At 73.1% G+C, this 20,635-nt stretch carries 16 protein-coding genes; 12 read left to right on the forward strand and 4 right to left on the reverse strand.

What is annotated here, in order from left to right; all coding sequences use genetic code 11:
* The first annotated feature begins 15 nt into the window (after window positions 1-15).
* Window positions 16-723, forward strand: coding sequence for a leucine efflux protein LeuE (leuE, locus tag ACIRJT_RS02860; RefSeq protein ID WP_403903586.1), 708 nt, complete (start codon window positions 16-18; stop codon window positions 721-723).
* Between the two features lie 28 nt (window positions 724-751).
* Here leuE and ACIRJT_RS02865 read toward each other — a convergent pair whose 3' ends face one another.
* Window positions 752-1,213, reverse strand: coding sequence for a MarR family winged helix-turn-helix transcriptional regulator (locus ACIRJT_RS02865; RefSeq protein ID WP_403903587.1), 462 nt, complete (start codon window positions 1,211-1,213; stop codon window positions 752-754).
* A 182-nt stretch (window positions 1,214-1,395) separates the two neighbouring features.
* Between ACIRJT_RS02865 and ACIRJT_RS02870 the strand changes: the two genes are divergently transcribed.
* The 5 genes from ACIRJT_RS02870 to ACIRJT_RS02890 all read left to right on the forward strand — a co-directional run bounded on the left by ACIRJT_RS02870 (window position 1,396) and on the right by ACIRJT_RS02890 (window position 8,719).
* Window positions 1,396-2,361: a glycosyltransferase family 2 protein gene (locus tag ACIRJT_RS02870; RefSeq protein WP_403903588.1), complete on the forward strand. Its 966-nt coding sequence runs from the start codon at window positions 1,396-1,398 to the stop codon at window positions 2,359-2,361.
* Window positions 2,362-2,364: 3 nt separating this feature from the next.
* On the forward strand, window positions 2,365-3,747 hold the full coding sequence (locus ACIRJT_RS02875) for a polysialyltransferase family glycosyltransferase (protein ID WP_403903591.1): 1,383 nt from the start codon (window positions 2,365-2,367) through the stop codon (window positions 3,745-3,747).
* Between the two features lie 118 nt (window positions 3,748-3,865).
* Window positions 3,866-5,221, forward strand: a complete 1,356-nt coding sequence (locus ACIRJT_RS02880; RefSeq protein WP_403903594.1) for a hypothetical protein — start codon at window positions 3,866-3,868, stop codon at window positions 5,219-5,221.
* Window positions 5,218-7,578 (forward strand): polysaccharide pyruvyl transferase family protein, encoded by a 2,361-nt coding sequence (locus ACIRJT_RS02885; protein WP_403903596.1) that lies wholly within the window; start codon window positions 5,218-5,220, stop codon window positions 7,576-7,578. Before ACIRJT_RS02880 ends, ACIRJT_RS02885 begins: the two co-directional genes overlap by 4 nt.
* Before the next feature lie 58 nt (window positions 7,579-7,636).
* A complete protein-coding gene (locus ACIRJT_RS02890; RefSeq protein WP_403903598.1) occupies window positions 7,637-8,719 on the forward strand; it encodes an acyltransferase in 1,083 nt (360 codons plus the stop codon).
* Between the two features lie 72 nt (window positions 8,720-8,791).
* Here ACIRJT_RS02890 and ACIRJT_RS02895 read toward each other — a convergent pair whose 3' ends face one another.
* On the reverse strand, window positions 8,792-10,126 hold the full coding sequence (locus ACIRJT_RS02895; protein ID WP_403903601.1) for a polysialyltransferase family glycosyltransferase: 1,335 nt from the start codon (window positions 10,124-10,126) through the stop codon (window positions 8,792-8,794).
* Complete coding sequence (locus tag ACIRJT_RS02900; RefSeq protein ID WP_403903604.1) at window positions 10,123-11,106, reverse strand: glycosyltransferase family 2 protein; 984 nt, start codon at window positions 11,104-11,106, stop codon at window positions 10,123-10,125. Before ACIRJT_RS02900 ends, ACIRJT_RS02895 begins: the two co-directional genes overlap by 4 nt.
* 207 nt (window positions 11,107-11,313) lie before the next feature.
* Here ACIRJT_RS02900 and ACIRJT_RS02905 point away from each other — a divergent pair, with 207 nt between their 5' ends.
* From ACIRJT_RS02905 to ACIRJT_RS02920, 4 genes are read left to right on the forward strand one after another with little or no spacing between them, the layout of a single operon-like run.
* Window positions 11,314-12,696 (forward strand): DUF6716 putative glycosyltransferase, encoded by a 1,383-nt coding sequence (locus ACIRJT_RS02905; protein WP_403903607.1) that lies wholly within the window; start codon window positions 11,314-11,316, stop codon window positions 12,694-12,696.
* A gap of 41 nt (window positions 12,697-12,737) precedes the next feature.
* The gene (locus ACIRJT_RS02910; protein ID WP_403904444.1) at window positions 12,738-13,976 is read left to right on the forward strand and encodes a cytidylyltransferase domain-containing protein; all 1,239 of its coding nucleotides are present in this window, start codon (window positions 12,738-12,740) and stop codon (window positions 13,974-13,976) included.
* Window positions 13,977-13,988: 12 nt separating this feature from the next.
* Window positions 13,989-14,921, forward strand: a complete 933-nt coding sequence (locus ACIRJT_RS02915) for an N-acetylneuraminate synthase family protein (RefSeq protein ID WP_265599740.1) — start codon at window positions 13,989-13,991, stop codon at window positions 14,919-14,921.
* 10 nt (window positions 14,922-14,931) lie between these two features.
* On the forward strand, window positions 14,932-15,966 hold the full coding sequence (locus ACIRJT_RS02920) for a hypothetical protein (RefSeq protein WP_403903610.1): 1,035 nt from the start codon (window positions 14,932-14,934) through the stop codon (window positions 15,964-15,966).
* Window positions 15,967-16,058: 92 nt separating this feature from the next.
* Here the strand turns inward: ACIRJT_RS02920 and ACIRJT_RS02925 are convergent, their stop codons facing one another.
* Window positions 16,059-17,564: a N,N-dimethylformamidase beta subunit family domain-containing protein gene (locus tag ACIRJT_RS02925; RefSeq protein ID WP_403903613.1), complete on the reverse strand. Its 1,506-nt coding sequence runs from the start codon at window positions 17,562-17,564 to the stop codon at window positions 16,059-16,061.
* A gap of 355 nt (window positions 17,565-17,919) precedes the next feature.
* Between ACIRJT_RS02925 and ACIRJT_RS02930 the strand changes: the two genes are divergently transcribed.
* Window positions 17,920-19,155, forward strand: coding sequence for an amidohydrolase (locus ACIRJT_RS02930; RefSeq protein ID WP_403904446.1), 1,236 nt, complete (start codon window positions 17,920-17,922; stop codon window positions 19,153-19,155).
* A gap of 174 nt (window positions 19,156-19,329) precedes the next feature.
* Window positions 19,330-20,379, forward strand: a complete 1,050-nt coding sequence (locus ACIRJT_RS02935) for a BMP family protein (RefSeq protein WP_403903616.1) — start codon at window positions 19,330-19,332, stop codon at window positions 20,377-20,379.
* Window positions 20,380-20,635: the final 256 nt, after the last annotated feature.

Below are 20,635 nucleotides of genomic sequence, written 5' to 3' on the forward strand. Positions count from 1 at the left end.
TGCGAGACTCCGTCCATGCTGGGTGTCACCGATCTTCCGACTTATCTCGCCGGTCTGGCGCTGATCGTTCTTCTGCCGGGGCCGAACTCGCTGTACGTGCTCTCCGTCGCCGCCCGGCGCGGCGTGCGCACCGGCTATACGGCCGCCGCGGGCGTCTGGACCGGGGACGCCATCTTGATGACGCTCTCCGCGCTCGGCGCCGCGTCCCTGCTCCAGACGACGCCCCTGCTCTTCGCGATCGTCAAGTACGCGGGTGCGGCCTATCTGACCTGGATGGCCATCGGGATGCTGCGGGCCGCCGTGTCCCTGTGGCGCGAGCGGCACCGGCGTACCGCCGAACTGGTGGAGACGGTGGACGCCGGGACGGCCGGGACGGCTGGGGCAGCCGGGACTCCCGGGACTCCCGGGGCGACGGCCCCCGTGGAGAGGCCCTACCGCCGGGCCCTGGTGGTCAGCCTGATCAACCCGAAGGCGATCCTGTTCCTGATCTCCTTCTTCGTCCAGTTCGTCGACCCGAGCTATGCCTACCCGGCGCTGTCGTTCCTGGTGCTCGGCACGCTGCTCCAGCTCGCCAGCTTCGCGTACCTCTCGGTGCTGATCTTCGGCGGCACCCGCCTGGCCGCCGCCTTCCGACGCCGTAAGCGACTGTCGGCGGGGGCCACTTCCGCGGCGGGTGTGCTGTTCCTCGGGTTCGCGGCCAAGCTCTCGTTCAGCAGCGTGTAGGCGCGCACGGGCGGGGAGCCGGGCGCCCTCAGTGGTGCCAGGCCTTTCCCCCGACGTTGTGGATCATCCGCTGGAGCACCTTCAGCGCGGCGACGAACTCCGCCTCGGGGATGCCCTCGTGGATCTCCGCGCTCGCCCGCGCGACCCGGGCGTACGCCTTCTCGCGCAGCGCCCGCCCCTCGGGGGTGGTCCGCAGCCGGGTCCCGGAGTCCTCGGTGACCAGTCCCCGTTCGAGGAGGCTCTCGACGGCCTCCTCCATGCCGTCCGCCCCGGTGTGGAGGTAGCCGCTGAGCATGGTGACCAGCTCGGCCCGGTCCCGCCCCTCCTCGTCCGCACCGTCCAGTTGATTGAGCACCCACCAGGGAGGCTGGGTGAGTCCGTGTTCGGCCAGCGCGGACCGGATGTGGGTGACCGTCGCCTCGTGCGCGGCCCAGCTCCAGTAGCCGATCGGCTGGCGGGCGAGTCCTGCGTCGTCGTGTGAGTAGTTCATGCCTCAGAACGTAGGACCTCAAGCAAGGTTGAGGTCAAGCGTCCCTCGTGGGACGTTCTCCGGCGCGCGTGCCCGGTCATGCGGCGGACGCGCAGAGTTCACCCGCTGTCGTGGCGGGCGTCACCCGATCCTCCCGCCGTCTCACTAGGTTGTCGGGACCATGATCGAAGGCGAGGGCACGCGTGCCGAAACTGTCCGTTGTCGTACCGCTCCACAATGTCGCGCCCTACGCTCCGACCACGCTGGGCAGCCTGGCCCGCAACGCGGACCCGGACATCGAGTTCCTGCTGGTCGATGACGCGTCCACCGACGGCACGCAGGACATCGTCGACCACTGGGCCGAGCGGCTGCCGCGCGCCCGGGTGATCAGACACGGTACGAACGTCGGCATCGCGGCCGCCCGCAACAGCGGCATCGACGCCGCCGAGGGCGACTACCTCACCTTCCTCGACGGCGACGACTGGTACGCCCCCGGGCATCTGGACCGGCTGGTGCGCGCCGCCCAGGACCTCGACTGCGACTTCGCCCGCACCGACCACGTCCAGTCCACCGGCACCACCCGGGTCGTGCGCCGCGCCCCCGCGCCCCTCCGGGACACCCTGCTGGACCCCCGCGACGGGATCGGGGTGCCCGAGCGCGAGACCATGGTCGACTACCCGTTCGTCTGGGCCGGGATCTACCACCGGCGGCTCTTCGCCGACGGCGCCCAGCGCTTCACCACCGAACTGCGCACCGCCGAGGACCGGCTGTGGATCTGGCAGCTCCATCTGCGCGCCCGCACCTACGCGGCGCTCGGGCTGTACGGCATCTTCTACCGGCGCGGGGTCACCACCTCCCTGACCCAGATCAAGGACTCCCGGCAGCTCGACTTCTTCCCCGCCTACGACACGCTGCTCGACCAGCTGCGCGCGGACCGGGACGCGGACGTCCTGCTGCCGAAGGCCGTCCGCACCTACTGCGCGATGATCGCCTTCCACAACGAGAAGGCCGACGACTACGAGCCCGCCACCGCCCGGCGGCTGCGCTCCGAGTCGGCCGCCGCGCTGGGCCGGATGCCGCAGGACGTGCTCGACCGCACCCTGACGATGATCGACGACAAGCGCGGCACGCTCCTCAGCCGTCTGCGCACCAAGCAGAAGGCCGCCTGACCGATGTCCGTACCCACGCCCGTACCCGCCTCCGTACGTACGCCCCCGCGCACCCAGATCTTCCAGGTGTCCACCCTGTACGGGGCGGCCACCCTCGCCGCCGCGCTCGACGCCGGACAGTTCGGCCGCGCCCTCGACAGCCACCGCATCCTGCTGGTCTCCAACAACGCGGCCGTCCCCGAGACGGCCCTGCGGCTGGAGGAGATGCGCGGTTACGGCTCCCTCGCCGCCCGCTTCGACGCCGTCGTCGACTGGAACGAGGCGATCAGCCCGCACCACCCCAGCGGCTGGGGCCCCCGCTCCGAGGAGACCGTCCTGTGGCAGCGGGCCTTCCGCCTGGCCTGGGACATCGCCCCCGACGCACCCGTCGACCTGGCCGTCGAGTCCATCCAGGTCAACCCGGCCCGCGCGCTGGCCGCGATCTTCTCCGAGAGTGCCGTCCACGTGTACGCCGACGGCCTGATGAGCTACGGCCCCACCCGCAACAGGCTGCCCCAGTCCATCGCCTGCCGCATCCGGCGCGTCCTCCACCTCGACCTGGTCACCGGGCTGCGCCCGCTGCTCCTCGCCGAGGCCGGCGTCGAACCGGAACTCGTCCCCGACGACGCCTTCCGCGCCGTCCTCTCCGAGATCGCCGCCGCGGCCGACGGGGACAAGCAGCTCGCCGCCGCCGAGGCCGCCGCCCCCACCGCGATGCTGCTCGGCCAGTACCTCGCCGCCCTCAACATCCTCACCCCGGAGGAGGAAGAGGACCTGCACGTGCGGATGGTGCGCGGTGCCGCCCGCGCCGGGCACACCTCCATCCTCTTCAAGCCGCACCCCACCGCCCCGGCCGGCTACTCCCGCGCCCTGGACGAGGCCGCCGCCGAGGCCGGCGTACGGCTCACCACCCTGGACGGCCCGCTGCTCGCGGAGACGCTGTACGAGCGGTGCTCGCCCACCCTGGTCGTCGGCTGCTTCTCCACCGCGATGTTCACCGCCGCGGCCTACTACGGCATCCCCGTCGCCCGCGTCGGCACCCGCCTGGTCCTCGACCGCATCACCCCGTACGAGAACAGCAACCGCGTCCCGCTGACGATCACCGACCACCTCGTGCCCGACCTGGACGCGCACGGTGCCGGGGCCGTCCCCCTGTTGCCGCGCACCGCGCCGGACACCCTCGCCCCGCTGGTGCGGACCGTCGGCTACTGCATGCAGGCCAAGCTCAACCCCGGGCTGCGCCCCGACGCCGAGGCATGGCTGCGGGAGCGGCTCGACCCCACGACCCAGCACTACTTCAAGCGCCGCCGCCTGCAGAGCCTCACCCTGCCCGGCGGCGGCCCCCGGGGAGCGGCGGTCCGGCTGCGCCGCACCGTACGGCGCACCCGCAGCACCCTGGGCCTCTGACCCGGGGCCGGGGCGCGGACCCGGGTCGGCGTCCGACCCACTGCCCGACCCACTGTCCGACCCACTGCCCGACCCGCAGCCCGACCCACAGCCCGACTCACAGAACGGCGGAACGAGCATGGGCCAGACCCTCACCGGGCTGCTCACGTCAGTACGTGCGATGGCGGGACGGCCGGGAACACCGGCCCAGGGGCGCCCCGGCGGCGGACCGGACCCGGCGCTCCTGGCCGCCCTGCGGCTCTGTGGCGACCACCTCGCCGCCCTCGCCGCCGCCGGCCCCCTCACCGACGTCCGCCGCACCCGGCTCATCGCCTCGATCGGCGCCCTGACCACCGCGTGCTCCACGCCGGGCGCCGACGCGTTCGACGCGCTGCTGCGGACCGGACACCAGGCCCTGGACAGCGGGGGCGAGGACGAGGCCCGCCTCGCCCTGGGCCTCGCCGACGAGGCCACCTCCCTGCGCGCCCGCTCCAAGGGCGCCTGGCGGCTGCGCGGCAACGCCCTGGACGCGCTCGGCCGGGGCGAGGAGGCGATCACCGCGTACGGACGCCACCTCGCGCTCCAGCAGAACACCGCCGCCTCGCACGACGTCGAACGCCGGATCGCCACCCTCCGCGCCGCCGGGGACCGCATCGACGAGGCGCTGGCGCTGTTCCGGGAGACGGCGGGGGCCGGCCCGGAGGCTTCCGGCGCCGCGGCCCGGCTCTCGCGCCACCTGCCCGCCGCCGAGGCCCGCGCCGCCTTCACCGACCTCGTCCGGCTCCGGACCGCCGAGCACGGGGCCGGGGACCCGGCGGTGCGCCGGCTCGCCGCTCTCTACGCCGAGCACCGCCGCCTCTCGGACCGCGACCCGATGGGCGACCCGCTGCTGGGCGGGGCCGAGCCCCTCGGCGTACCCGGGCTGCGCCGGCTCGTCGCGGGCCGCACGGTGTGCCTGGTCGCCGACACCCCGCGCACCGCCGAGCAGGAGCGGCGGCCCGGCAGCCCGCTGGCCGCCCTGATCGAGGGCTACGACCTCGTCGTGCGCTGCGACGAGCCGCGCCACACCGCCCCCGCCGCCCGCACCGACCTGCACGCCTGCACCCTGCGCGGCGACACCCCGTGGAAGGGCCCCCGCTGGGACCGGCGGGCGGGCGCCCGGCTGGTCTTCGGCGACCCGCTCCCGCACTGGCGGCTCGCCCTGCGCAGCCGCCTGGTCCCCGGCGCCCAGGGCCGCGTCGGCGACGCGACGCTGCGCCGCCCGCTGCACGACCCGGCACTGCTCGGCGAGAAGCCCGGCGAGGAGCCCGGCGGCGCGGGACCCGCGAGCACCGCGTACACCGTGCTGCGGCTCCTCGACTTCCTGGGCACCCCCGCCCGGGTGGACCTCATCGGGTTCGAAGGCCCGGCGGCCCTGTCCCCGCGCGAACGGGAATGGATCGGGACACGGACCGCGAACACGGACGACACCGCGGTGAGGATCACCCTGAGATGACGACGAACGACTCCACGCCCGATTCCGCGACCGGACCCACAACGGGCCCTGTGCCCGCGGCGACCACCGCCGCCGACGACCGCCGTGCCGTCACCGGAAAGCGCCGCATCGCCTTCGCCGCGCACCTCACCGGCGCGGACGAACTGCCCGGGCTCCACACCCTCCTGCGCAGCCTCGCGCTGAGCGACCCGGCCCTCTGCGAGGACGTCGTCGTCCTGCACCCCGGCCTGCCGGACGCAGCCTTCGACGCCGCCCGCCGGCTGCACCCCCGGCTGGTCCCGCGCCCGGCCGGCGGACGCGACGACGTGTTCCGCCTCGACGGGTACGACACCGTGGTCGCCCTCACCCCCGCCATGGTCGTCCTCGGCCGGCTCGACGCCCTGCTGAGACTGCGTACGGGCGTGGCCGCCGTGCCGCGCCCCGGACCCGACGGCGCCCCAAACCCGCGCGGCGGCGTCCCCGGCGACGGGCTGCTGGTCATCCAGCGCCGGGACCTCGGCCCGGTGCCGCCCGTCGCCGGGGACATCCCGGAAGACCTCCTCGTACCCCTGGACCCCCGCGACGACTTCCGGGCGCGGCGGCTGACCGACGACCTGCCGGTCCCCGAGGACGTCGTCGTCCTGAACTTCGCGGGCGTTTCCGCGACCCGTACCGGCCTCGCCCCCGCCCAGGCCGCCAGGGACCGTTTCGACCTGGACGACGAGGCGTTCCGGGCCGCCTTCCTCGCCCTCCCCGGTGCCAAACACCCCGACCTGCTGCTGCACCTCGCGCTCCCGTTCCCCGACCGGCGCCGGCCGCCGATCGACCTGGTCCGGCAGCTCGCCGAGATCCACCGGGGGCGCGGCCACCACGACCGGGCCGTCGCCCTGCTGAGCGAGGCCGTCGCGGGCCGCCCCGACCTGCCGCGCTGCCACGAGACGCTCGGCGTCTGCCTGATGGCGCTGTCCCGGTACGAGGAGGCCGAGACGCACCTGCTGCTGGCGACCGCCTCGCCGGACTTCGCCCCCCGCGCCTTCGGCCAACTGGCCCGGCTGGCCTGGCTGCTCGGCCGCACCGAGGACGCCCGCGGCTATGCGCTCGCGGGCCTGGAGACCGACCCGACCGACGCCAACTGCCGTGCCTGGTACGCCCGTACGTCCGAGCTGACCACAGCCGAGCGGAAACCCGTCAGCGTCCGGCCCGAGGAACAGCTGGCCCATGTCGCCCTGTTCGCGGACGGCGAGGAGAACGCGGGCGACAAGGTGCTGCCCGAAGCGGTCCGCGCCTGCTTCACGGCCGACACCGGCCCGGACCGCTGGCACGAGCAGCACGCGCACCTGCTGGTCGACGAGGCCTCCCTCGAACGCCTCAACGCCCGGCGGGCGGTGATCGTGGGCGGCGGCGGGCTCTTCCTCCCCGACACCGCGCCCAACGGCAACAGCGGCTGGCAGTGGAACATCCCCGACGACGTCCTCGCCCGCATCACCGCCCCGCTGGCGGTCTTCGCCGTCGGCTACAACGTCTTCGACGGCCAGCGCTACCGCCGCGAGCGGTTCGCCGCCTCCCTGCGGGCCCTGGTCGAGCGGTCCGCGTTCTTCGGGCTGCGCAACCACGGCTCCGTCGCACGGGTCAGGGAACTGCTGCCCGAGTCGCTGCGCGAGAAGGTGCGCTACCAGCCCTGCCCCACCACGGTCGCCCGCCACCTCGACCCCCGCCTCGCCGAACCGGCGGAGCGCGAGGACACCGTGCTCGTCAACTGCGCCTACGACCGGGCCGGGCTCCGCTTCGGCCACGACTACGGCCACTTCCTCGCGGAGATGGCCGCGGCGATCCGGGCCGTGTCCGCGTCGGCGGAGGTCCGTTACGCCGCGCACATGCCCGCCGACGAACGCTTCGTCGACGACCTGCGCCGGGAGCACGGCCTCACCCTCCCCGTGGAGCCCCTGTACCTGCTCTCCAACGACGCCGTTCGGGACCTCTACCGGCGCACCCGGCTGGTGATCGGGATGCGCGGGCACGCCGGGATGATCCCCTTCGGCTGCGGCACCCCCGTCATCAGCCTGGTCTCGCACCCCAAACTGGCCTACTTCCTGGCCGACATCGACCGCCCCGACTGGGGCGTCTCCGTCCACGAGCGCGCCCTCGGCGCCCGGCTCGCGGAACGGGCCCGCACGGTCCTCGCCGACCATCCGGCGGCGGTGGCCGACGTCCACGACCGGCAGGACCTGCTCTGGTCGGTGACCCGTGACAACCTCGCGCGACTGCGTGAACTCACCGGCCTGCCCGACCCGTTCGGAGGTCCGGGCGCGGGCCGCGCGGTCCCCGCGCCCCGGTCCGCCGCCGAGGACCACGTCACCCGCCCCCGGGACCGCGCGTGACGCCCGGACCCAGCCCGTCCGCATTCGCGCTGTGCGCCCCGCCCACCCCCTGAGGACCATGCCGACCACACCCCCCGCCCCCGCCGCCGATGCGCCGACGGTCCCCAAGGCGCCCCGTCCCGTCCGCGAACACCGCTACGACATCGACCTGATCCGGCTGCTCTGCTCGGTCGGCGTGATCGGCCTGCACGCCGGATCGGCCTTCGTGAACGCCGTGGGCCGGACGGCCTCGCAGGGGCCCGGCACCTACTGGGCCGGGCTGACCGCCGACTCCGTCGGCCGCTTCGCCGTGCCCCTCTTCTTCGCCATCGCCGGCTGGGTGGTCCTGGTCGGGGCCCCGCCGAAGGACGGCGCGCGGCTGCGGCGGCGCATCGTGCGGATCGTGGTGCCCCTCGCCGTCTGGACCGTGCTCCACCTCGCCTGGGGCAGGCTGCGCGGAACCAACGACGACCCGGTGGGCGAGCTGGCGCTGGACTCCGTGTTCGCCTCGGTCCGCCCCGCCTACCACCTCTGGTACCTCTACGCCTACCTCCCCGTGATCATGGTCCTGGGGCTGGTGGTGCTGGTCAGGTCGGGCAGGCGGCCGTGGGGGCTCGGCGCGGTGCTGCTGGTCCTGGCGTCCGCGCCGTCGCTCTTCGGCGACCTGGCCGAGGCCACCGGCCGCGAACTGCCCCGCTTCGGCTGGGCGTTCGGTCCGTACCAGTTGATCTACGCGGTGCTCGGGGCGCTGCTGCTCGCCGCCCCGGCCGGGACGTTCGGCCGCAGGCGGCTTCCGTGGCTGCTGCTCGCGGCGGGCGGACTGGCCGGGGTGATCGCGTACCAGCACGAGGTGCACTACGCGATCCCGTACGCCCATGTCCTGGTGGCCCTGTTCGGCTGCGGCGTCCTGATCTCCCTGCACGGCCTGCGTGTCCCGGAGCGGATGCGCCCGGCGCTCACCCGGCTGGCCGACGCGTCGTTCGGGGCCTACCTGGTGCACGTGCTCGTGCTCGGCGTCCTCACCGACGCCTTCGTCCGGGCGGACCTGAGCGGCCCGGCCGCCGCGGCGCTCGTGGTCGGGATCACGGTGACCACGACGGCCCTGTCGTTCGGCGCGGCCATGCTGTGGGGCCGGGCGGGCGCGAGCAAGGTGCTGGGCTGACCGCCCCGCGCGTCTGCCGTGCCCACCGGGGCGCGGGCGCCTCGGCCCCCGGCCCCCCTCCTCGGCCGCTCCTCAGCCCCGGCGGCCCCGCAACGCCCTGGCCCGCCGGGCCACCCGGCGCAGGGTCGGGCTGGAGCGCAGGAACGCCAGCCGGGCCGGGACCACTCCGGGGAGCGCGAGCGAGGCCAGGCGACGGCGCTTGAAGTAGCGCCAGGTGCGGTCGTCCAGGTGCGCGGACAGATAGCGCTCGGCGGCCGGGCGCAGGTCGGGGCGGACCCTCGGCCGCATCGCGAAGCCGACGGCCGTGAGCAGACCGTCCAACTCCACCCCGGCGTACGGCGGCTGCGCGACGACCGCCTCCGCGTCACCGATCCCCGGCAGCAGGGCGTCGGCGAGCGTCGCCGGTATCCGCTCGGCGTTCTCGTACGGGGTCAGACGCTCCAGGAGGAGCCCCGTGCCGACGGTCGCCACCGGGAGGCCGTGGAACCGGGCCGCCCCGAACAGTGCGGCCGAGGTGCAGCCGACGACCAGCGCGGGCCGCAGTCGATGCAGCAGCACTTCGGCAGGTACCGGCAACGGGAGCTCCAGTACGGTCAGTTCGACGCCCAGCCGGTCAGCCTCGGCGCGCAGCGCCGCCGGATCCTCCCACGGCGCGTACGGATCCGGCGCGAACACCAGCCGCCGGTGGCCGAGGGCCGCGGCCCCGCGCACCATCTCCAGCCGCAGCCCCGCCTCCTCGGCCGCCGGGATCATCCCGGCCCCCGCGAGAGCCTGCCCGAGCAGCAGCGCGGGCGCCTCGACGGCGGGCAACTCCCCAACTGCGTCCGCCAGTTCGCCGATGACCCTGGTGATCGCCTCGGCGGGAACGGTCCGCGGCTCCACCCCGTACTCGCCCAGCAACAACGGGCGCGCCCCCGGGATCAGGTCCGGATGGAGCAGCTGCCGCACCCGGACCCCGGTCAGCGCGGGGATCTTCTCCCCGGTCGGGCCGTAGCCGCCGGGCCCCTCCGCGTACACATCGACCGGGGTGCCGGCGAAGACCTGGGTGAGGGCGCGTGCGGGACCGGCGTGCGGGGAGTCCACGACCAGCTCCAGCGCCTCGTCGCCGAGACCCCAGGCGCGCCGGAAGTGGCGTTCCCACAAGGGGGCGTCGTCGGCCCGGGGTGTCCAGCCCGCCGGGTGGAAGGGGAAGATCGCGTCGTTCCACGAGAGGACCTCGTCGAACCGGGCGCGCAGCCGCTCGAAACCGGCGGTCTCCGCGACGTCGGCGACCGCCTCCGGGGCCGCCCCCGTCCGGGACAGCAGCAGGATCCGGCGGTCGGGTTCGGTGAAGCAGCCCGCGTCGATCGCCGCGGCGAGCAGCACCGTCGCGGCGGGCGAGGAGGCGTGGAAGATCCGGATGGTCATGCGGCCGAGGCCCCCTTCGCGGCGACCGGACGGCGGCGCAGCCTGCGCACCCGGGTCGCTCGTGTCACGTCCATGGCGTCGAGAGCCTCGTCCAGCAGCCCCTGCGGCAGGCGTCCCAGGGCCGCCGCGCCGCGCGACTTCAGTTCGCCGGCCACGGCCGGTTCGAATTTGTCGAGGGAGCCCAGATGGTGGGCGATGACCGCGCAATACGTGCGTACGGCCTTCGGCAACAGGGCGTCCGCGTCACGGTCGGCGGCCGTCTCGGCGATCACCTGGTCGAAAGCGCGCAGGAAATCGAGCTGGCGCACATCGCCGATCTGGGTCAGCGACGTGGCCACCCCCCGCCGGTAGAAATGGCTGAGCGTGCCCAGGGCGGCGAAGGAATCCGCTTCCCGGTGCAGCCGCCAGATCCACGGCCGGTCCTCGGCCGTGCGCAGCCCGTCGGTGAAGTGCAGCAGCCCCCGGTCCAGCAGCCGCCGGTGGTAGAGGCCCGCCCAGGCGAACGCGTAGTCCACCGACGTGGTGCGGTGGGCGGGCAGGATCGCGGCCCGGGGGTCGCTCACCACCCCGTGCGGCCCGTGCGGCACCCGGCGCACCGTCCGCGACTTGCCGTTCGCCCGGACGTGGTCGGTGCGCACGAAGTCGCAGCCCAGCGCCTCGGTCCGGGCCACCAGCCGCTCGTAGTGCCCGGGGGCCAGCCAGTCGTCGCCGTCCAGGAAGGCGATGTACTCGCCGCGGGCGGCCTCCAGACCGGTGTTGCGGGCGGTCGCCAGACCGCCGTTCACCTCGTGCCGCAGAGCTACGGCCCCCGGGATCTCGTCGGCGGCCCGGCGCAGCAGCCGGGGTGTCCCGTCGGTCGAACAGTCGTCGACGAGAAGGAACTCGAAGTCCTCGCGGGCATTGGCCCGCAGACTTCTGAGGGTGTCGGGCGCGTAGGCCTGCACGTTGAAGAACGGCACGATGACGGAGAGCTTAACCACGCGCATCACGTTAGGTGCGGCTCCGGATCATTCCTTTTCCGCAATGCGCCCAGCAGGTGAACAACGCCCGTCGTCCAGGTGAATCACCTTTTCCCCGGGGGGAATTGAGGGCGCATTCGGGCCCGCCCCCAATCGTCGGCTCGCTGTTAACCATCTGTTGCCATCACGTTGGGCCGCGCATCGAAATGCCTTCCTAACTTCTAGGACGTGCCCCCACGTACCAGCAACGAGGCCGAACCGGCCGAAACCCCCGCCGCGCTCCGACCGGCGCTGCGGGTCGCCGTCCTCGCCGACTCCGACACCCGGTGGAAATGGGGCGCGCTCACCGCGCGCCGCCTGACCGCCGGGGCGGACGGCCCGGACACGCGGCCCGTCGAGGTCAGCGGGCTGCTGCTGCGCGGCCGGGCCACCCCGACGCCCCGCCAGCTCGCGGAGGTCGGCGAGGTCGGGATCGACGCCGGGCGGGTCCGCGAGGTCACCGCCGTCGAGTTCCTGCACACCGTGCGCGACGAGGGGTACGACCTCGTCGTCCTCGCCCTCGTCGGCGGCGGCGTCCAGGCCATGCTGCACGGCCTCGCCGCCCTCGGCCTGCCGCGCCGGCCCGTCGTCGTCACCGGATACGTCGGGGTCGTCTACGAGAAGCTCGCCGACGGACTCCTCCTGCGCCACGGCGCCGACGTCGTCCTCGCCAACTCGGCCCACGACGCGGAGCGTTTCCGCGCGGTGTACGAGGGGGTGGGCGCCGACGCCTCGGCCGTGACGGAGGCCGCCCTGCCCTTCCTGGGCGGAGCCCCGTACCGCCCCGAAGAGGGCCGCGACACGGTGGTGTTCGCCGCCCAGCCCTCCGTGCCGGCCTCCCGCGCCGACCGTACGTACCTGCTGCGCAGGCTCGTCGAGCACGCCCGGCTGCACCCGCGCCGCGAGGTGCTGCTGAAGCTGCGCTCCAAGCCGGGCGAGCACACCACGCACATCGAGGAGTTGCCCTACCAGAAGCTCGCGCAGCGGCTGCCCGGCGGTCTGCCGCCCAACTTCCGCCTGGTGTACGGGCACATGGGCGAGGTGCTGGACCGCACCGACCTCCTGGTCACGGTCTCCTCGACGGCCGCGCTGGAGTCCCTGCACCGCCGCATCCCGACCGCGGTCCTCACCGACCTCGGTGTCCGCGAGACGCTCGGCAACCACCACTTCGTCGGCTCCGGACTCCTCACCTCCTGGGACCGGCTCGACGGCGGGATCCGGCCCCGGCCCGACGGCCAGTGGCTGGCCGGCCAGGGCGTCGCCGCCGACGGCTCGTACGCCACTGCCTACGACACGGCCCGGGCCAAGGTCACCGCCCTCCTCTCCGCCGGCCAACTCCCGCCACTGGACCCCTACTACACACCCGCCACCGCCCCCGGCTACCTCCCCGGCATCCTCGGCCGCCACCACCTGGCCCCCGACGGCACGCCCCTGCCCGGCGCGGCCGCACCGCAGGAGCCCGGCCGGGTCCGGGGCGCGGTGCGCGAAACCGTCCGCAACGCGGCCCGGGGCGCCTACCGCCAGGGCGTCCAACGCGTCGCCCCCGTGATCCGCCGGATGGGGGAGCTGTGACCACCACTCCAGGAGCAGTCACCATGACCCCAGGGACAACGATGCAACCGCCCCCGACCGTCCTCGCCGTGATCCCCGCCCGCGGCGGATCCAAGGGCGTCCCCGCCAAGAACCTCGCCGAGGTCGGCGGCATCCCCCTGGTCGCCCGCGCCGTCCGCGCCGCGCTCGCCGCCCCCGAGGTCACCGACGTCGCCGTCACCACCGACGACGGGGCGATCGCCGAGGCCGCCCGCACCGCCGCCGCCGACCTCGGGGCCGCCCACCGGCTGCACGTCGTCGAGCGCCCCGCCGCCATCGCGGGCGACACCGCCACCAGCGAAGCGGCCGTGCTGCACGCGATGGACGTCTACGAGGCCGAGCGCGCCAAGAGCGTCGACGTGGTCCTCCTCGTCCAGTGCACCAGCCCGTTCGTCTCCCGCGAGGACATCGACGGCGTCGCCAGGGCGGTGGCCCACGAGGGCGCGGACACGGCCGTCACGGTCGCCCCGTTCCACGGCTTCGTCTGGCGCGACGGGCACGCGGTCGAGGAGGGAACGTACGGCGTCAACCACGACAAGTCCGTACGTCCCCGCCGCCAGGACCGCCCCCAGGACCACCTGGAGACCGGCGCCGCCTACGCGATGGACGCGGCGGGCTTCCGCACCCACCGCCACCGCTTCTTCGGCCACACCGCCCTCGTGCCCACCGACCCGGCGCGGGTGCTGGAGATCGACGACCCGCACGACCTGGCCCGCGCCCGCGCGCTCGCCCCGCTCCTGGACCCCTCCCCGCTGCCCTCCCTCGCGGACGTGGACGCGGTCGTCCTGGACTTCGACGGCACGCAGACCGACGACCGGGTCATGATCGACTCCGAGGGCCGCGAGACGGTCGCCGTGCACCGGGGCGACGGACTCGGCATCGCCGCCCTGCGCAAGGCCGGGATGCCCCTGCTGATCCTCTCCACCGAGCAGAACCCGGTCGTCGCGGCCAGGGCCCGCAAGCTCAAGATCCCCGTCCTGCACGGCATCGACCGCAAGGACGAGGCGCTGAAGCGGTGGTGCGACGAACAGTCCATCGCCCCCGACCGGGTCCTCTACGTCGGCAACGACGTCAACGACCTGCCCTGTTTCTCGCTGGCCGGCTGGCCCGTCGCCGTCGCGAGCGCCCACGACTCGGTACGCGCCGCGGCGCGCGCCGTCACGACCACCCCCGGCGGCTACGGCGCCATCCGCGAGATCGCGGCCTGGCTGCTGGGCCCCACCCTCACCACCACCCACACCCCTGCTGTCCCCACCACGTAAGGAAGCACCACCATGAGCACCTCCCGCCTGCGCACCTTCGGCACCCGCACCGCCGGCCCCGGCAACCCCGTCTACATCACGGGCGAGATCGGCATCAACCACAACGGCGACCTCGACAACGCCATCGCGCTGATCGACGCGGCGGCCGAAGCCGGCTGCGACGCCGTCAAGTTCCAGAAGCGCACCCCGGAGATCTGCACCCCGCGCGACCAGTGGGACATCGAGCGCGACACCCCCTGGGGCCGGATGACGTACATCGACTACCGCCACCGCGTCGAGTTCGGCGAGGCCGAGTACACCGCCATCGCCGAGCACTGCGCCAAGCGCGGCATCGACTGGTTCGCCTCCCCGTGGGACACCGAGGCCGTCGCCTTCCTGGAGAAGTTCGACGTCCCCGCCCACAAGGTGGCCTCCGCCTCCCTCACCGACGACGAGCTGCTGCGCGCCCTGCGCGCCACCGGCCGCACGGTGATCCTCTCCACCGGCATGTCGACCCCGAAGCAGATCCGCCACGCGGTCGAGGTCCTCGGCAGCGACAACATCCTGCTCTGCCACGCCACTTCCACCTACCCGGCGAAGGCCGAGGAGCTGAACCTGCGGGTCATCAACACCCTCCAGCAGGAGTTCCCGAACGTCCCGATCGGCTACTCCGGCCACGAGACCGGCCTCCAGACCACCCTCGCGGCCGTCGCGCTCGGCGCCACGTTCGTCGAGCGCCACATCACCCTGGACCGCGCCATGTGGGGCTCCGACCAGGCCGCCTCCGTCGAGCCGCAGGGCCTGACCCGCCTGGTCCGCGACATCCGCACCATCGAGGCCTCCCTCGGTGACGGCGTCAAGAAGGTGTACGAGTCCGAGCTCGGCCCGATGAAGAAGCTCCGCCGGGTCGCGGGCGTCGTCGCCGAGACCGAGAACGCGGCGGCCCCCGAGCCGGTCGCGGTCTGAGCGCCGACCGGTGAACCTCGCCTTCGTCGAGAGCCCGGTCCAGCTCCTGAACGTCCTGGAGTGGGTTCACACCCAGGGGGGAGACGATCCGGCCGACACCACGGTCGTCGTCCTCCCCCCGGTCGACCCGATGTCGCGCGGTCAGCTGCGCCGGATGGCGGAGCTGGCCCGCGACGAGGGCATCGCGGTCCGCTGGCAGGAGGCGCGCGGCGAGTCCGGCGCGCCCCTGAAGGCCCTGCGCGCCCTGGCCGGCCTGGTCCGGCGCGCGGACCACATAGTGATCGGCGACCCGTTCTCCCGCTATGTGCAGCTCCTGCTGACCCTGGTCCGCGCCGATCACCTCACGGTGGTCGACGACGGCACGGCCACCATGGAGTTCGTCGCCCAGCTGGCCCGGGGCGAGCGCCTGACCCGCTGGCACCGCCGGGGCCGCACCGGACCGCGCGAACTGGTCCTGGCCCCGGTGACGGCGACGGCCCGCCGCCGCTTCACCCCGACGGCGAACCACACGGTCCAGGTGTTCACCGCGATGCCGGTCGAGGCTCCGCCCGGCATCGCGGTCACCCCGAACACCTTCGCCTGGACCCGCGCCCGCTTCGGCCCGCCCAGCATCGGCAAGGGCGCGGACCTGGTCGGCACCTCCCTGGTCGAGACGGGCGTCGTCGACCCCGTCCCGTACCAGGAGGCGGTCACGGCCCTGGCCCGCGCCCACGGCGCCACCCGCTACTTCGCCCACCGCCGCGAGTCCGCCGAGAAACTCCACGCCCTGGAAGCCGCCACCGGCCTGGAGATCGTCCGCCCGGACCTCCCCCTGGAGCTCATCGCCCGCCGCGGCCCCATCGGCCGCACGATCGTCAGCTTCCCCTCCACGGTCGTCCACACCCTCCCGCTGGCCCTGGCCGGCACGGGCGTGAACGTCGCGGTCTGCGACATCGCCCCGGAATGGCTCCGCGCCACGGCCTCGCCCCGCGCCCAGGGCTTCCTGAGCGGGGTCACGGAGACGGCACGGGGGGTGCAGAGGCTGTCGTCGACGGCCCACGCGTAGGGACGAGCCCCCGCCGCGGACGGCGGACGGAGCCCCCGGGGGCCTGGAGCAGCCGACGGGCCGCGCGCCCGCCGGGAATCGCGGGACAGCCCTCAGCCGCGCGGCTCCAGCATCTTCTCCACCAGGTTCCGGGTGGCCCTCTGGACCAGGGGGTTGAGGTGGTCGGGCTCGTTCAGCGCGAGCGGCCAGTGGAACGTCCCCGCGACGAAGACGAGCGTTCCCTCGGCGTTCTCGCACAGGCTGGTGTTCTGCTCACGGCGGCCGCGGCCCCAGCTGTCCTTGTACGGGGAGGCAGCCAGGAGTGTCTGCTCGCTGTCCGCCGGGCGGGGCATCGTGGGATCGAACCCGTCGGCCTCCACCCCCACCAGATCCGGGATGGCGTCACCGTCCCGCAGTCCGGTCCCCTTCCAGAACCAGTGGTCGCTCGCCTTGACCACGAGCGGTGCGGGCTCCGCGAGGATGCCGTTGTACTGCACGCCCAGCAGGCCCTGTTCGGCCTTCCGCCGCTTCTTGGCCAGCTTGCGCCAGCGCACGGTGGGGCCCGCCGTACCCGGTTCCGGGTCCGGAGCCTCCTTGTAGCACGTGACCACCCGGCCCTCGCGGCCGTCGGCGGAGGGCTCCACGCGGATGTGGAAGTAGATGTTGTTCGAGGCCAGGAAGGCGAGGTGGGTCCCGGCCGCCACCGCGTCCTCGGCGCAGTCGCGCATCTCCTTGGACCAGTACTCGTCGTGCCCGGAGAAGACGACCGCCGTGTAGGCGCCCGGGTCGATCCTCCCCTCGTGGAGGTCCACGCTGCTCGCGTAGGTGATGTCGTACCCGGCCTCCTCGGCCCACCGGGCCGTGGCGGTGTCCATCTCGAACCACCGGGGCGCTCCGGTGTTCACGTACGGCCTGTCGAAGGAGACCCGGAAGGCCCGCTCCTCGTTGCCGCCGATCTCGCCCGCGGGGGTGTGGCCCTTGTACAGGTTCTTGCCGGTGCGCCCGTCGAAGGGCCAGATGTTGTACGCCTGGTAGGTGGTGAAGGGCACCACCATCAGCAGGTCGGACCGGCGCTCGGTGTCGCGCACGACGAACGGCGTGTGGCTCCGGAAGCCGTTGCCCGAGGTGAAGACGGCCAGGTAGATCCCCGATATCCAGGCTTCCGGAACGTCCAGGGTCCAGGCCACCGGCCAGTCGCAGGCTATGAGCCCGGTGTCCGGATCGGGAACCGGCCGCTCCTGGGGCTCCACCCGGACCGGGTCGCTGGTCAGCAGGTGCCGGGCGCCGTCACCGCCGTAGTGGCCCACCCGGTAGATCGCCACGGTGCATTCCTGCGCGCGGTGCGCCGACAGGTGAAAGCCGATCGACTCGCCGTGGCCCACCGAAGTGGCCGAGGCGTACCCCTGTATCTGTATGTCCTTGTCGTCGGCGGCCTGGGTGCCCCCCTGCCCGACGCGCCACTCCTGGGAACCCGCGGAGCGGTTCTCGCGGGAGACGGGGTTCTTCCCCGTACTCGCTGCGGGGCGTCTCGGCAACGACTCCGCCTCGCCCCGCAGTTGGTAGCCGGCCACCGCTATGGCTCCGACCCCGATGGTCCCCAGGGCGACACGGCGGGACACTTTCGACACAGCACACACTCCGGGGCCCGGACGCCGGGCCTCTCGCCGCATGCGTCGACACGTAGGCGACGGGTGGAGTGCACAGGAGTGTGCGTCACCTGTCGACGATCGTTCATCGTATGAGTCGGTGGGGAGCAAGATACAGATGTGGCGGATGTGTGACCGGACACACCACTGCTCCCGTCTGCCTCCGTCTGCTTGCCTCGGAGTGTTCGACCCAAAGCAGACGGGCATACCCGGAACTGTCCGCTTCCACACGTCCTCACGTGAACTTTGTTCGCCTGTGCGGCTGAAGTTTTGTTGATCTGTGGCCAGTTGAGGGGGCAAGGGGCCTACGCTTCCTAAGGTGAACCAGTTGAAGTCCCGCGCCTCCCGCCCCCACCACCCGGCCGGCCAGTCCGGGGGAGGTGCGCTGCCCGGCAGGCTCTCCGACGAACTCCGTGCCGAGCTGATCGCCTTCCGCCGGGATCTGCACATGCATCCCGAGCTGGGCAACCAGGAGTTCCGCACCACCGCGGCCATCAAGGACCGGCTGGAGAAGGCCGGGCTGAAGCCGAAGGTCCTCGCCGTGGGGACCGGGGTCATGTGCGACGTGGGGGAGTGGGACGGGGTGACGCCCATGCTGGCGTTGCGGGCGGACATCGACGCGCTGCCGATCCCGGACACCAAGGCGGGCGTGCCCTACCGGTCCACCGTCCCCGACCGGGCGCACGCCTGCGGGCACGACGTGCACACCACCACCGTGCTCGGCGCGGGGCTCGTGCTCGCCGATCTCGACCGGGAGGGGCTGCTGCCCCACGCCGTGCGGCTGATCTTCCAGCCCGCCGAGGAGGTCCTGCCCGGGGGCGCGGTCGACGCCATCGAGTCCGGGGTGCTGGAGGGCGTCGGGCGGATCATCGGCGTGCACTGCGACCCGAAGGTGGACGTCGGGCGGATCGGGCTGCGGATCGGGGCCATCACCTCGGCCTGCGACCGGCTGGAGGTCACGCTCGACGGGCCCGGCGGGCACACCGCCCGGCCGCACCTGACCACCGACCTGGTGACCGCCGCCGCCCGGATCGCCCTCGACGTGCCCGCGCTGCTCGCCCGCCGGGTCGACGCCCGCTCCGGGCTCGCGCTGACCTGGGGGCGGCTGGAGACCGGGCACGCCCCCAATGTCATCCCGCAGCACGCCGAGCTGTCCGGCACCGTCCGCTGCCTGGACCTGGACGCCTGGCGCGCGGCCCCCGACCTGGTGCACACCGCCATCGACGAGGTGGCCGGAATGCATCGGGCCAAGACCGTCATCAACTACGTGCGCGGTGTGCCGCCCGTGGTGAACGACGCCGAGTCCATCGGCCTGCTGGACGCCGCGATGACCGAGCGCCGCGGATCGTACGCGATCGAGGACACCGAGCAGAGCCTGGGCGGCGAGGACTTCTCCTGGTACCTGGAACGGGTCCCCGGCGCGATGGCCCGCCTCGGCGTCCGGACCCCGGGCGACACGCGCGGGCTCGACCTGCACCGCGGCGACTTCGACGTGGACGAGGAAGCCGTCACCGTGGGGGTCGAGCTGTTCACCGCCGCGGCACTGTTCGACGGGAACCGTTAGCGGAGCGTTGACACGGTCTTCGCGGGCCGTTCGTGGACCTGCGGGAGGCCTTCTGTTCACGACGATCCGATAACGGCTTCCGTACGTGCTCTTATCTGACATCTACGCGCGTTACGATCGCCGCGAAACCAGCGCCGGAAGAGGCGCTTCGGTCAGGTTTGAAGGAGCCTTCCCTTGCGCCGGATCACCAGGATCACCACCGTGGGCATTGCGTCCGCGGCGCTTGCTCTCAGTGTCACCGCCTGTGGCGGAAAATCGTCGTCGGACGCCGGTTCCGACTCGGGCGGCGAAAAGGCCGCCATCGCGTACGACATCGGCGGCCGCGGCGACCAGTCGTTCAACGACGCCGCCTACGCCGGACTCGCCAAGGCGGAGAAGGAACTCGACGTCAAGGGCAGCGAGGCCGAGCCCTCCGACGGTGAGGGCGACGCGGACAAGGTCCAGCGCCTCACCGAGCTGGCCCGCTCCGGCAACAACCCGGTGATCGGCGTCGGCTTCGCCTACGCGCCCGCCATCAAGAAGGTCGCGCCGAAGTTCCCGAAGACCACCTTCGGCATCATCGACGACGCCTCGGTGACCGGCGACAACATCGCCAACATCGTCTTCAACGAGGAGCAGGGCTCCTACCTCGCCGGCGTCGCCGCCGCCAAGGTCACCAAGACGAAGACGATCGGCTTCATCGGCGGTGTCGAGACGCCGCTGATCAAGAAGTTCGAGGCGGGCTTCATCCAGGGCGCCAAGGACACCGACCCCGCGGTCAAGGTCCTCCCGCAGTACCTGACGCAGCCGCCGAACTTCGACGGCTTCTCCAAGCCCGACCTCGGCAAGGCCGCGGCCCAGGGCCAGCTCGACAAGAAGGCCGACGTGATCTACTCGGCCGCCGGTCTGGCCGGTTCCGGTGCCATCGAGGCCGCCTCCAAGGCCGGCAAGTGGAACATCGGCGTCGACTCCGACCAGTACAAGCAGAAGGGCCTCGCGGCCTACAAGGAGTCCATCCTGACCTCGGTCACCAAGGACGTCGAGGACTCGGTGTTCAACCTGATCAAGTCGGTCCAGGACGGCAAGCCGACCACCGGTGAGATCCGCTACGGCCTGGACAAGGACGGCGTCGGCCTGTCGATGTCCAACCCGGCGTTCGCCGAGATGACCGATGTCATCGCGGCTGTCGACAAGGCCAAGCAGGAGATCATCGACGGCAAGATCACCGTCAAGACCGCTCCGTAGGCAGCTCGAAGCCTCCTGCCGTACAGCTGGTTTCCCCAAGGCCCTGTCCGTCCCCGTGCCGCACGCCGGCCGGTGGACGGGCAGGGCCGCGGGCCCATTCCCGCCGGACGGACAGGTCTCCCGCCGCGGAACGCGAACGTCCCGAGGCACCCCCGAGCTCGCCCCGCCCCACCCGAAGAAGATCCGCCTCTCGCAGTGCTCTCCCATCCGGCCGGACCCCGCGTCCGGACCGTGACGTGCACCTGTGTTTCACGAT

Source organism: Streptomyces sp. NPDC102283 (assembly GCF_044766265.1).
Taxonomy (GTDB): Bacteria; Actinomycetota; Actinomycetes; order Streptomycetales; family Streptomycetaceae; genus Streptomyces.